This window comes from Bacillus sp. AFS077874 (assembly GCF_002566505.1).
Taxonomy (GTDB): Bacteria; Bacillota; Bacilli; order Bacillales; family Bacillaceae_G; genus Gottfriedia.
Map to the genome: position 1 here is coordinate 122,054 of NZ_NUYF01000008.1, position 13,368 is coordinate 135,421.

Below are 13,368 nucleotides of genomic sequence, written 5' to 3' on the forward strand. Positions count from 1 at the left end.
TCTAAGAATTTCAAGAAAAGATTGCGTTTTTTAAGTTACTACAGACTATTCACCTTATGACAGTAAGGTTCAGGTGGATAGTTGTGTTTAAACTTTTCAAAATCCCAAGTTCTTAGAAATTTTTTTGCGGCTTGGTATCCATTTGTGAAAAGTGCTTCTTTTTCTTTTTTATTTAAATTGAAATCTGTACTTGATATATCACCAGTTGGGATTTTTATAGTTCGTTCATTTACTTCTGTTGTTAGATGACGAATGTCGTGTGCTTGTCTCATCGTAATAAATATTGATTTGTAAAATGAGATTGGGTTATGACCATCCAGCGGTTTCGCAATAATTTCTTCATCTATTAAGCGAAAACCAAAAGTCGGCCATTCTTGATGGTCATCGAATATCCAAATTGGAAAATTACTTAGAATTCCACCATCAACAATTAATATTGGATAATTATAATTAGGAGTTTTTAGTTTAATTGGTTGAAAGAAAAAGGGGATTGTACCACTCATTCTAACTGCTTGAGAAATTGTTATATCTTTTGCTGATAAGCCGTAGTCAGGTAAATCATCAGGTAAAACGACCATTTTACCATTACTAATATCTGAAATAATGATTTTTAATTTCCCTTCTTCTAAATCGTCGAAATAGCGAATTCCTTTTTTGGATAATAAAGATTCTAACCATTCTTCTTCAAAGTCATTTTTATATAACCCATTTTTAAATAAGATATTTAATCCTAGTCCGATTAAAGGAATAAAGTGCAACCATGTTTTTGTAATAAACTTCTTATAATCTAGATGATCCATAATTTCCTTTAATTCTTTCCCTGTAAAGCCACATGCTAGAAGAGTAGCAACAATAGCGCCAGCAGAAGTGCCTGCCAAACGTGCCCATTCATAACCATCTTCTTCTAAAGCACAAATAGCACCAACATGTCCGATTCCTCGAACTCCTCCTCCTTCAAAGATACCATCTACTTTCATTTTGTTACACCTACCTTTCAGAAAATGGAATTATATCAATATAATATATGGGGGTTCTGATTAAGTGTGATTAACTACTGATTCAATCATATTTATCAATTAAAATATTTTTTGGGAAATAATCTGACAATCTTTGCAATAAAATTTCGGATGAAACATATAAAAAGTTGCAGAAATATTTATATGATGAATATTTTATATTCAATATGAAATACTAACAGCAATCTGATAGTTTATATCAGAAAATTTTATTAAAAGGGGCTACATATCATGGCAAACAGATCTTCAAATCAATATGTTTCACCAAATGCTGAATCTGCAATCGATCAGATGAAGTATGAAATTGCAACAGAATTTGGAGTACATTTAGGTCCAGATTCAACGTCTCGTGCAAATGGTTCTGTAGGTGGAGAGATTACAAAACGTTTAGTTCAAATGGCTGAACAAAGTCTCGGTGGCTATTCAAGATAAAAGATTTATTATGAGAGATGAGTTAATTAAAGGTAATTCGTTACCGAATGATTAACTCATCTCTTTTTGAATCTTTTAAGAAACTTTACATAAATTTACCAAAACAAAAAACAAAAGATTAAATAAAAGGTAGTTAATTATAAAATATCAAGCAAATTATTTTAATTTGTATTAATATTAGTAAAAATGAGTCGATTTAAGTAGAGAGAAAATTAAAATAATTTGGTATTATTAAACTAAACTCAATGTAACAAATAGAGAGAATTATATTGAGTATTTAAAGAGATAGAAATAAATGGGGAGTTGCAAGTATGAAATCAACTGGAATTATTAGAAAACTAGACGATCTTGGAAGAATTGTTCTACCGAAAGAACTAAGAAATACAATGAATTTAGAGAACAATGCTCCATTTGAAATTCATTTTGAAGAAGGTATGATTATTCTTACAAAATATGATGAAAATTCCGGTCTAAGTGGAATTGTCAGAAGACTTGATGACTTAGGAAGAATTGTTTTACCAAAGGAATTAAGAAAAATGTTAAATCTTAATAAATATGAACCATTTGAAGTATTTATTGAGGAACAAAAGATTATCCTTAAACAATTTGTTTCGAGTAATGCTTGTATGGTAACAGGAGTTATTGATGAAAAAAATTTCTCGTTTGATAGTGGAAAGATTGTAGTAAGTAAATACGGCGCAGAAATTCTTATTAAGGAATTGCAGGAATACATAGCTAAATAATAAATCTAAAAGTGCTCTTTTTCTTTAGTAGAAGAGCACTTTTTTGTTTGAATTTAGTTTTAAGGAATAAGAGAGTTAATCCATCTAAAATAATATAAAGAATCTCTTTCAGTGCTTTCAACGATTTACTACAAATTTGTTAAAACCCTCTAAAATACACCAAGATAATAAGACACTACATAGAATGATAATTTCCATTTTTCACATCTCCTTTTTTTGTTCTACTTTTAAGTTCTCTTAGGCTTTAATTGTCTTAAATTTTAAGATTGTATGTTCTGTTTTGTTTGGATATTTTTATTATACACGAACATCTATTCTAATGTAAGTAGTTTTTTTAGAAAAAAGATAGATTTTTTACGAACGTATATTCAAAGTAGGTCATTTGTTCGATTTTCTAATAATAAGATTGGTAAAAAAATAGAACAGCCATTAATCCTGGCAAAAACAAATATGCCTTTAATGCAAAAATTACGAATGTTTTTTTGTACTCAATTTCTGTTCTGTAAAAGTATGTTTCTTCCAGAAATATGGTAGGATATGGTTATGGAATTGTTAGAAGGAGATATCGTATGGGCCTAATAGAGAATCAAAAGTATTTCTTTGAAAAATATAAAATCGATGAACAGGATTTTGAAAAGTACTGTTTAGACTGGTCAAAATATATTGAAATTTATAATGAATACATATCAGAAATACCGAATCTTGAAACAGTAGCTACTTTTATTTCAGAAATACTCCGTAAAAATCCTGAAATTCATACTGTGAAATCAAGAATTAAATATCCTGACCATTTAATTGAAAAGATTATTCGAAAGACGATAAAAGGTAAAAAAGCAGACTCATCATATGAAATCAATGTTTCGAATTATAAATCTGAAATTACAGATCTAATTGGAATAAGAGCATTACATTTATATAAATACCAGGCTGCAGATATAGACAAGACAATTAGACAAAATTGGAATTTACATGAAAAAGCGACTATTTACCATCGCTTAGGAGATATGACAAGCGAACAGCATATTGAAGAGGAAAAGTTCCAGTTTTTAGTTCATGATGCCGGATATCGATCATGGCATTATGTGATTAAGTCGCAAATGACAAAAGTAAATTATTTAGCTGAGATTCAAGTAAGAACGATATTTGAAGAAGGCTGGAGTGAAATAGATCATCAACTAAGGTATCCTTATGATTTAGATAATGAGATATTAAATGAACAGCTTTTAATCTTAAATAGGCTTTCAGGTGGTGCGGACGAATTGGTAAATTCAATCCTTCATACTAAGATGACTATTTATCAACAAAACGAAGAAAAAGAATTTCGTGATGAAAAGATTCAGGAATTATTAAATGAAATTTCTAGTTTATCAGAGGATGGAAAATTAACTAATGAGGATAAGAAGTCATTAGAAGAGAAAATTAAACAATTGGAAGTTAAAAAGATTAAGGTGAATTATAGTAATCTGTTTAATAATCGCTCGGTTGAATATCACTTTAAACGAAGAATATTTCCTAGCGACTTTTAGATAATTGTTATTAGCGGCCAAGGCAAAATGCTTTGGCTTTTTGCACATTAAGAAAGTATAAATTGGCAGCGGGGAAGAAGAGTCGACGTGGTGGGAAAGAGTTTTCTTTATATTTTTTATCAGAAAAATTTCTACAATATTTAGGTGCCATTTCTTTTCTCCTAACATTAAATGTAATAACAGATCTAGTTTAGATTTTAAAAAATATGAAACTAGGTGGAATGATGGTTAAAAGGCCGATTTATAAGCAGGAATTTCTAAATACATTTAATTATGCAGATAAGAATTTTGATATTGCTTCTCTAAAAAATCTGATTGAACAATCTTTTGGAGAAAATAATGCATTGGATTTTAAGGAAACATTTGTTAGAGAGGACCAAATTGCAAAATTAATAATTGCAATGGCGAATTCTGGCGGAGGATCAATTATTTTTGGCGTAAATGATGATAATCACCCAGTCGGAATTCTTAAAGAAGAGCTAAAGGATCCAACCGATTTTCAAAGAAAATTAAATGGTTATTTACCTTCTATGCTAATTTATCATCTTCAACAAATTGATTACGATGAGAATGAAATGTACGGATATTTTAGTGGTAAAACCTTCTTCATCATTTATATCCCCGAGCAAAATCGATTTATCCCGTTTATTGCTAAAAGAGGCTCCGATAAATTATTTACAGATAAAATTTATATTCGGAAAAATACTTCAAACGAAACCGCCACAAACGATGACTTAGAAATTATTTTTAGAAAAAGGCTCATTGAACAATATGAGGACTTATCTAATATGAGTCTAAATGAGCATATGGAACAATTAAAGATTCTTTATCGTATAGCTGCAATTAGTGGTGATACAAATAAAAACCCAAAAAGCCAAAAAGATGATTTTAGTGAATTTATTGCCAGAATGATTGAGAAAAAGAAGCGGAAGATTGAGATAGTTTTGGAGGTTAGTAATATTGAGTGAATGGTAGTGAGGATAGAATAAAATGCAGAAATTATAGGAATGAAGATAAAACCGGGAGTATCGGTTTATCTTACATTCCATTTTTTATTTATTATTTAAAGTTACTTGTAATAAGTATTTTCTATATAATCAGGATGTCTTAAGTCCTTCTCTACTTTTTCAATTTCTTTATCTGTATTCAAGTATCGAATATATTTTGATTCTTTCGTTTTTAAATAAAAGCAATCTATTTTTCTAGAAGAATTATTTAGATCATAAGATAGATTGATATAGTCACCATTTTTATAGACTGCAATAACAATACTAGAGCGTTTAATTTTTTCATTATTTTTTACCTGCATTTTATTTTGTATATAATCTTTTTCAAGTTCTATTACCTGATTTACCTGGTTCTCAAACTTATTTTTATTATTACAAGCAGAAAGTGAAACTATAAAAAGTATTGTAGCGAATAAAACCAGTATTTTCATCCTCATAAATATCTCTCCTTATCAAATTGTAAAAGATTCAGTAAATGAGAAACGGAAGTGGAACATTTTTATTTCTTTTTTATAAACTCCAAATTTTCTAATAATGCATTGTAACTGCACCCATAAAAGGCACGAGTGAAAAGTAGGGATTAAAAAAAAGTCGATAATTTGTATCTAAAAATGGATTAATTATTAATTTGGGTAAAAGTAATAGAATAATTGATGAAATGAAACTGGATAAGTAAATATCTAGTAGGATGCTTTTCTTTTTAATAAGATTTTTAATAATTGAACTGAATATGTATGACAACAGTGAAACAATTAAAGCGAATGGAAATGATCTTAAAGTAAAGAATAGGGGGATAGAAATTACTTTTTCAAAAGTAGAGAATACTATTGTTACAGGTTGATTTGGTTCGAATTGAATTAATATGGATGAGGTAATAGACATCACTAGGGAACTCAGAAATATATGCCTTGCTTTGTTTTTCATTTAATTATTTCCCTTTCTAGTGTCGTTAACATCTCAACTAGGATTATCTTTTATTATAGTTGAATTAATAGAGAGTAAGATTTATGAATGTTATTATTTTGTGAAAGAATTATTTATCGTATAAAAAAGCTATAAACAACTGCTTAACCGCTTGTTTATAGCTTTTTTCATATAAATTTCATAGTTTGTTACTCTATTGGAATATATTTCATTTTATGATTAGTAATAATAAGACTTAAATGTGGAGGTAAAGTGTCATTGACTTTATTTTTATTGTTCGTTTTTATTGTATTTTCCATAATTCTATTTAAAAGAGATAAAGTCTCATTCATGCTTAGTGAAAATAATAAACTTGTTTTTAAATTGAAAAATACTAGTTGGTTTCAAAATCATTTGATGTCAGGATTTTTCTTGTTTATTATGAATGCAACGTTGTTTTTTACTACTTGTCTGGTAATTTATCTATTAACGTATCTACTAATTCCATTTCTCCATTTGTTGGTAATGATTTTGGCTATCTTTGGAAGTTTCTTTTTGTGGATAATCGTGAATAAGGCATGGCAAGGTACGAACGCAAACCGAATTAAAATGAGTATTTTAGGAAGTAGTTTTTATATTTTATTATCAATTTTGTTTCTATATTGGTTATTAAATCTTGAACCTTCTTATCCAGGTGAAGATCTGTTTATGCGTTCAATAGGATTGATGTTTGGGATAATGGTTTCAATCGTGGCATTTCTTTCTTGCTTGATTACGACAGGATTTAGTTTTAAAAGCAAGTAATCTGTAAGAAACTCTATGAATAACCTGGGTTTTTCACATACTCATAATAGGTTAGACACATAGAAAAAAAGAGGAAGGGCACTTAACATTACAAATTGTTAAGTGCTTTTAAATAAACCAAATAACATTGTTTTTTAGTAAAAAAGTAATAGGTATATATTTTTACTTTTGATATTTCATAAGAACTTTTATAGGTTTATTTAACTAGATAAAAATTTGTAAAGTAAATAACTATTCATTTATTTTGTGAAAATAAGTGGGTTAATATCATTCGAAAATGATTAGAAAAATTAGTGTATTTTAAGAAAACGCTGATAAACCAAGGGCTGAATAACCCAATTGACCAATAATTGAATATTCTTTATATTTTGATATTGTAGAGTGCTTTTTAAGAAGTGGTTTGGATATGAACGATTAAAAACGATTTTAATAGATTCATATGAGAAGTCGCTTTTTTTATTTTATCAGAATAGGGGAGTGTAAGATGACAGGAAAGCCTAGGTTAAATAAGTATGTTACTGCGATGATGACGACAGCTCTTATTGCTGTTCCAACTTTTCAAGCGTTAGCTGCTGGGACAAGCAATAATGTTTCAAACTTAACAAATAGTAGTGCTGTAGAAACGAATCTTCAAGGAATTAACGCAAAAGCAAGTACAGGGAAGCATGTGATTACTCTTATTACAGGTGATGTAGTTACTGTAACAGAGTTTGCAGATGGACAAAGTGTAATCAGTGTTGAACCAGCGGATAAAGCTGATGGTGGTTCACATATCATGACGGTTAATAAGGATACATATGTTATTCCGAAACAAGCGATGCCTTACTTAGCTTCTGGTGCATTAGATCGAAATCTATTCAATATTACTGCACTAATAGCGGATGGATATGATGATGCGTCTCAAAAGACATTACCTGTTATCGTACAATATTCAGAGTCAAAAACTCGCTCAAGCTTGAAGCCGGTATTAAAAGCTTCAAAGAAAACACATGAACTAGAAAGTATTAATGGAGCTGCGCTTTCTGCAGAGAAGAAGGATTCGAAAGAGTTTTGGCAAGATGTTAAGAAAAATATAAAATCTGCGGATTCTACCAAATCTACAAAGTCATTAGTTACACCTGGGATTGATAAAATTTGGTTAGATGGACGTGTTAAAGCAACGCTTGAGCAAAGTGTACCACAAATTGGGGCACCTACTGCATGGAATGCTGGTTACAACGGAAGTGGTGTGAAAGTAGCGGTTCTTGACACAGGGATCGATGCACAGCATCCAGATGTAGCTGGTCAAATAAAAGAAACAAAAAGCTTTGTTCCAGATCAAGATGTACGTGATTTCCATGCACATGGTACTCATGTTGCCTCTACTGTACTTGGAACGGGGGCAGCATCAGGTGGAAAATATAAAGGTGTAGCACCAGGAGCAAGCCTAATTGTAGGAAAAGTGTTAAGCAATGAAGGCTTTGGACTTGATTCATGGATTATTGATGGTATGGAGTGGGCTGCACATAATGCCAAAATTGTAAGCATGAGTTTAGGAAGCAATGAGTCAAGTGATGGCACAGATCCGATGGCACAAGCAGTTAATAATTTAAGTGCTGAGACAGGCTCTCTGTTCGTTATTGCGGCTGGTAATACAGGTCGTGAAGGAATCGGTTCTCCAGGAGCAGCAGATGCGGCACTTACAGTTGGTGCAGTTGATAAATCAGATAATCTTGCTTACTTCTCATCAAAAGGTCCACGATTTGGTAGTGAAGGATTAAAGCCTGATCTGACAGCACCAGGTGTAAATATTACTGCTGCACGATCCCAATATTCAACTCAAGGAAGCGGATCTTATCTTTCGATGAGTGGTACATCGATGGCTACGCCACACGTGGCAGGAGCGGCTGCGATTCTTTCCCAACGCCATCCTGATTGGACAGGCGCACAGCTGAAAGATGCATTAATGAGTACAACTAAAAAATTAGATGATATTAAGCCGTTAGAAGGTGGAACTGGACGTCTTGATGTTGCAGCAGCGACTCTTGGTGATTTGCGTGCAACAGGTTCACTTGATTTTGGTTTCTATGCTTGGCCTCATGAAAATGATGGATTGAAAGAGAAAACAATTACGTACACTAACGACAGTGATAAGGCTGTGACGTTAGATCTATCAGCGAAAATTACTGATAATAGCGATGCAGATGCACCTGCTGGTTTATTTAAACTTTCAACGAACAAGGTAACTGTACCGGCAAAAGGTAGTGCAAAAGTTACTGTTACACTTGATCCAAACGTAGGTGCTAATGGACAACGTTATCAAGGTCAGATTTCAGCAAATGTTGATGGTAAAACAGTTGTGCATACTGCATTGGCTATGATTAAAGAAGAGGAAAGATATCCATTAACGTTAAATGCAATTGGACGCGACGGTAACCCAGCTTTGGCGTATATTAATCTACTTGGCCCAGATGGTGTTCCGGATTTTATTGCAGTTAACGGTACAACAGAATTACGTTTAAAACCAGGAACTTATTCTGCAATGTCAATGATGGATGTTGATACTGACACTGACCACGCTGGAGTTGCACTTGTAGGGGATCCTGAAATTAATTTAGATGGTCCTCAAACTGTTACATTGGATGCACGAAAAGCGAATGAAATTACAGCAAACGTACCAAATAAAACAGAAGCAAGTTTTAGAAAAATGGAATATTACCGTGAAATTGATGGCAGCAATGTTAGTGACATCTATGTGATGCCAGTTACAGTTGATAAGATGTATGCTGAGCCAACTAAGAAAGTTAAAAATGGTAAATTTACATTTAACACCCGCTGGAGATTGATTGAACCATACATGACAATCAATTTCAAAGGCAATGAGTTAGATGATATTCCACAAGCTGGAAGTACATTACTAGATGGAAAATACAACTTAGACGCTGTTTATGTAGGTAAAGGGGCTCAAGCAGATTATAAGGGGTTAAATGTTAAAGGTAAGGCTGTTATCGTTGATCGAAGTGATGAAGTAACTGGTATGGAGCGCTCTGCAGCGGCATATGCAGCAGGTGCAAAACTAGTTATTACTGTAAACGATGGACCAGAAGAAATTAGTGAATATGTTGGAGTTGAAAATGAAGATTGGTCACTTTCAGATTCTCCAATCGCAGTTGTAGCAATCAGTAAAACAGAAGGTAAAAAACTAATTGACGAAGCTAAAGCTAAAAAAGCAAAACTTGACGTAGTAGGTACACCTAATACGAAATACGTTTATGATCTTGTAGACAACCATGACAATGCAATTCCAAATGACGTAACTTATTCACCTAAAGCGAACGATCTTGTAAAAATTAATGCTGAGTACAAATCAGATCAAGCTACAGTAGGTGGAGAATTCCGTTGGGATATTCCATCTTATCGACCAAATGGAGTAGGTTACCAAATGAAATTAAATCTACCATCAGTACGAACTGAATGGGTTTCAGCTCAAAAAGGCACTTCATGGTATCATCAAGCTAGTGTGCTAGATGCTGCTTGGGATGTACGTCAACCAAAAGTAACATACAAGCCAGGACAAACATTAGATGAAGAGTGGTTCTCACCAGTTGCTCGTCCTCGTTTAGGTGATGGCTTCTGGAAACCTTATCGTACAGGAAACAACTTAGTGATAAATATTCCAGCATGGGCTGATTCTGGAGTAGGAAACACTGGCTCAGAAACTAATTATCCAGGTTCACAAACATTAAAGCTATACCAAGGATCAAAACTAGTAAAAGAAGCGAAAGGACAAGCAATCTACTCATTTAACGAATACCCTACTGCAAATACGCAGTATAAAGTAGTTAGTGATGCTTGGCGTGATCCAGAACGCTTCGATAATTCAGTAAAAACACATACAGAGTGGACATTCTGGTCTAAGGAACAAGAAGAATATAAAACAGACCTTCCATTAATCTCGCTTGATTACAATGTAGAAACTGACATGAATGGTGATGCAAAATCAGGCCGTTGGATCGATTTAGAAATGAAAGCGATCCAAGTAGATGGTGCACCAGGAAACGGTAAAATGAAAGGTGCAACATTAGAAGTTTCATATGATGAAGGCAAGTCTTGGGAACTAGTTGATTTAAACCGTGAAAAAGATAGCTGGAAAGCAAGAATCGAAAACCGTAAGAATGCATCTTCTGTATCATTAAGAGCAAGTGCTTGGGATGATGCAGGTAATAGTATTAATCAAGACATTATTAAGGCTTTTGGATTGAAGTAAATAAAGATTGAGAGGGTACCTTCCTTTTGGGAGGTGCCTCTTAATGTGCCAATACTAGTGCCCTATGGATAAAAAAAGGCACCTTCCACTTAGAAGGCACCTCTTAATTATTAACTATTTTGATCAGCTTTTTCAGCGTCCAATAATTCTTGCATGAATTTAAGATTATATGTATGGCTTTCTTTCAGTCTACTATGTCTTGTTAGTTTGATTAAGTTTTGGTAGTGAGCGATTTCTTCCTCTAGTGATGAAATGACATTTGCACGATATGCTTTTAAATCTTGTTCGTTCATTTTTCATTCCTCCTATAATAGGGATTTAATAATTTAAGTATATCACTAATATGGAAAAATAAATCAAATTTCATTGTGAAAGAAGCAAGATTACACAAAATTTACAAAAAAATAGATAAATCAATCAACTCATTGGTAGGCAAGAATAGGCGAGCATCTAATTTAGAACTTTAATTGATAATCAAATGTGAATATAGGTACGGATTGTGCTATATAGAGTTTGTACTGGAACCAATTTTCCCATTAAAAAATCCCCTTATAAGAGACAATTATTTCTTCTGCCTCCTATAAAGGGATTCAATATTCATTTATATCTTTAATTTCTCTGCTTAAGTAAATCTCTAATCTCTGCTAATTGACTTTCTATATTGGTTAGACGACTTTGCATGTCGCCAATTTCTTGTTCTGCTTTATAATTAATTGCGAAATCGATAACGGATTCATGTTTATCGCGTGCTGCTTGACGGTTTTGACTCATCATAATGACTGGTGCTTGAAATGCTGCAATAAAAGATAGACATAAGTTCAACAAGATAAAAGGCGCAGAGTCAAAATGAAAAGCTTTCGTGAATGATAAGCTATTCCAAATCATCCAGACAGCAAGTGTACAACTAAACCAAATAATAAATTTCCAGCTACCACCAAATTGCGCGATTTTATCTGCGATTCTATCAGACAATTTTGTTTTTTGAGTATAATCACTATCTAAATGATTTAGAATTTCTGACTCATAACGATCCACTAATCGGTCAATTCGTGATAAATTTTCTTGGTTTAAATCAATATCAAACCCTTGAATTTTTTTTGGTTTCTCAACTTGTTTTTTAAAATTAATTTGCTTCCAAATGTTGTGTACCATATTCCAACCTCCTCTTTTCTAGAGGAAGCCTTCAAAAGCTTATAAAAGTTGGACTACATTTTTATGATGTAATCCTCCTCGGATATTCAATTGTTTGACTTCCTCTGATGTCGTCGGTAAATTATCCGACTCACCTATACTGGGACTACCCATAAAAATGTTCCACCTCACTTTTTTTGTATAAATAATACCTTTACTATTATATGATGACTTATCCGATAGGACTATACTATTTTTAAATAATTTCTTATTTTACTTATGTATAATTCATATTCCAGAAAAAAAGTCGCGTCTGCGATTAGGGAATTTGTTGAACTAATTCGTGTATTAGTTTCATAAGATTTTAGTTTATTTTAGTGCTGAGATCTTCACAATTTTTAAGCTTGATACTTGATGATTAAAGTTGCCTAAATCATTAACATCATCTGTAAGAACTGTCGATGCTCCTTTATAATTGGCATCGGTAAATAAAGTGACTTGATAACTAGGTGAAATATGGATGGAAGAAATGGTGTCATTGCCAATGCCTTTTACAAGCTGATCGTAATCATAATTACCTGATCCTAATATTTCTGATGCACCGCTAAAAGCATTTTCCTTATATACCGTCACAGGCATTTCTACACCGTTTACGCGAAAAAACATATCTATGAATCCAGCAGTCTCTCGTTCTGCTTGATTCAACTGAACAAGAGTCGGAATTTTTACCTCGTTCTTCCACATGGTAGAATAATAATTACTGTATGCTGCTTGCCAGAAGTAATTAATGATCGTATCATTCCAAACTTGAGGTAAAACGGATTTTGCTTGCACCGCAGCTTGATGAATCCATGCTTCAGGATCAGTCGAAGAAATCCAATTATATAAACCTGAATCTGGCACCGTCATTTGACTTTGAATACTTTCCGCATAATTTTCAAACTTCGAATGATAGCCCGGTGCGTTATGATCTAGATTGGAAATGTTTGAAGCATGTAGAGGCTGTGTTACATCTGTAAAATAGTGCAAAGAAACTCCCAAGTAGTAGAATGCATTGTTAAAATCGCCTTTTTTATAGAAATCCGATGCTAGATTAAAATACTTCGCTCCAGATTGACGAGCTGTTGGATAAGAAGTCCCCGTATAATTTGTTTGTGTGTCTGGATCATAAAAGTGAGACATAAATGTGCCCGTATCATAAAAAGGATTAATATGATCCGCATCGTATAAGCCCTGTTCCCAACGATCGCGAAACTGATTAAGCAATGTTGTAGGCTTGTTGATTGCAGGATTCGTATTATCGGCTATAAGTTTGACACTGCCATTTACGATAAAATGATGTGTACTATGATCTTGATTGTGAACATCCTCGTCAGACCATGCGAATGCTTTCTGATCATTGCTGAATAATGAAGTGATTGCAAGTGCACTTCCAGCAACTAATGTTAATAGCATTTTTGATTGAATACGATTTTTCATGATACACCTTCTTTTTTGTATTTTGTTGTCTTACAAGCAACAATGTTTAAGTATAATCGTTTTTTGTTAACGAGATGTTTC

General features: G+C 32.7%; 12 protein-coding genes. 6 read left to right on the forward strand and 6 right to left on the reverse strand.

Translation table 11 applies throughout. The features are described 5' to 3' along the window. Positions 1-38: 38 nt before the first annotated feature. Positions 39-977, reverse strand: a complete 939-nt coding sequence (locus COJ46_RS09490) for a patatin-like phospholipase family protein (RefSeq protein WP_097978084.1) — start codon at positions 975-977, stop codon at positions 39-41. A 270-nt stretch (positions 978-1,247) separates the two neighbouring features. Here COJ46_RS09490 and COJ46_RS09495 point away from each other — a divergent pair, with 270 nt between their 5' ends. The 3 genes from COJ46_RS09495 to COJ46_RS09505 all read left to right on the forward strand — a co-directional run bounded on the left by COJ46_RS09495 (position 1,248) and on the right by COJ46_RS09505 (position 3,717). Next, positions 1,248-1,448, forward strand: a complete 201-nt coding sequence (locus COJ46_RS09495; RefSeq protein WP_056474362.1) for an alpha/beta-type small acid-soluble spore protein — start codon at positions 1,248-1,250, stop codon at positions 1,446-1,448. A gap of 311 nt (positions 1,449-1,759) precedes the next feature. Further along, the gene (locus tag COJ46_RS09500; RefSeq protein WP_286133625.1) at positions 1,760-2,191 is read left to right on the forward strand and encodes an AbrB/MazE/SpoVT family DNA-binding domain-containing protein; all 432 of its coding nucleotides are present in this window, start codon (positions 1,760-1,762) and stop codon (positions 2,189-2,191) included. A gap of 569 nt (positions 2,192-2,760) precedes the next feature. Continuing rightward, the gene (locus COJ46_RS09505; RefSeq protein WP_097978083.1) at positions 2,761-3,717 is read left to right on the forward strand and encodes a nucleotidyltransferase family protein; all 957 of its coding nucleotides are present in this window, start codon (positions 2,761-2,763) and stop codon (positions 3,715-3,717) included. A 10-nt stretch (positions 3,718-3,727) separates the two neighbouring features. Here COJ46_RS09505 and COJ46_RS24450 read toward each other — a convergent pair whose 3' ends face one another. Continuing rightward, positions 3,728-3,868, reverse strand: coding sequence for a hypothetical protein (locus COJ46_RS24450; RefSeq protein ID WP_176527935.1), 141 nt, complete (start codon positions 3,866-3,868; stop codon positions 3,728-3,730). A 73-nt stretch (positions 3,869-3,941) separates the two neighbouring features. Between COJ46_RS24450 and COJ46_RS09510 the strand changes: the two genes are divergently transcribed. After that, positions 3,942-4,685, forward strand: a complete 744-nt coding sequence (locus COJ46_RS09510; protein WP_176522621.1) for an AlbA family DNA-binding domain-containing protein — start codon at positions 3,942-3,944, stop codon at positions 4,683-4,685. Between the two features lie 101 nt (positions 4,686-4,786). On the opposite strand, the gene COJ46_RS09515 is transcribed toward COJ46_RS09510, so the two are convergent. Beyond that, complete coding sequence (locus tag COJ46_RS09515; RefSeq protein ID WP_098565882.1) at positions 4,787-5,161, reverse strand: hypothetical protein; 375 nt, start codon at positions 5,159-5,161, stop codon at positions 4,787-4,789. A 1,021-nt stretch (positions 5,162-6,182) separates the two neighbouring features. Between COJ46_RS09515 and COJ46_RS24955 the strand changes: the two genes are divergently transcribed. Together COJ46_RS24955 and COJ46_RS09525 are read left to right on the forward strand one after the other, a co-directional pair. Beyond that, the gene (locus tag COJ46_RS24955) at positions 6,183-6,431 is read left to right on the forward strand and encodes a hypothetical protein (RefSeq protein ID WP_286145502.1); all 249 of its coding nucleotides are present in this window, start codon (positions 6,183-6,185) and stop codon (positions 6,429-6,431) included. 484 nt (positions 6,432-6,915) lie between these two features. Then, the gene (locus tag COJ46_RS09525) at positions 6,916-10,677 is read left to right on the forward strand and encodes a S8 family serine peptidase (RefSeq protein WP_098565884.1); all 3,762 of its coding nucleotides are present in this window, start codon (positions 6,916-6,918) and stop codon (positions 10,675-10,677) included. Positions 10,678-10,787: 110 nt separating this feature from the next. On the opposite strand, the gene COJ46_RS09530 is transcribed toward COJ46_RS09525, so the two are convergent. From COJ46_RS09530 to COJ46_RS09540, 3 genes are all read right to left on the reverse strand, one after another. Further along, entirely contained in the window at positions 10,788-10,970 is a 183-nt protein-coding gene (locus COJ46_RS09530; protein ID WP_097978078.1) for a hypothetical protein, read from the reverse strand. A gap of 316 nt (positions 10,971-11,286) precedes the next feature. Next, positions 11,287-11,829: a DUF1003 domain-containing protein gene (locus COJ46_RS09535; protein WP_098565885.1), complete on the reverse strand. Its 543-nt coding sequence runs from the start codon at positions 11,827-11,829 to the stop codon at positions 11,287-11,289. Between the two features lie 348 nt (positions 11,830-12,177). Further along, positions 12,178-13,287 carry a zinc dependent phospholipase C family protein gene (locus COJ46_RS09540; protein WP_098565886.1) on the reverse strand — a complete coding sequence of 370 codons (1,110 nt, stop codon included), beginning with the start codon at positions 13,285-13,287 and terminating at the stop codon, positions 12,178-12,180. Between the last annotated feature and the right edge of the window lie 81 nt (positions 13,288-13,368).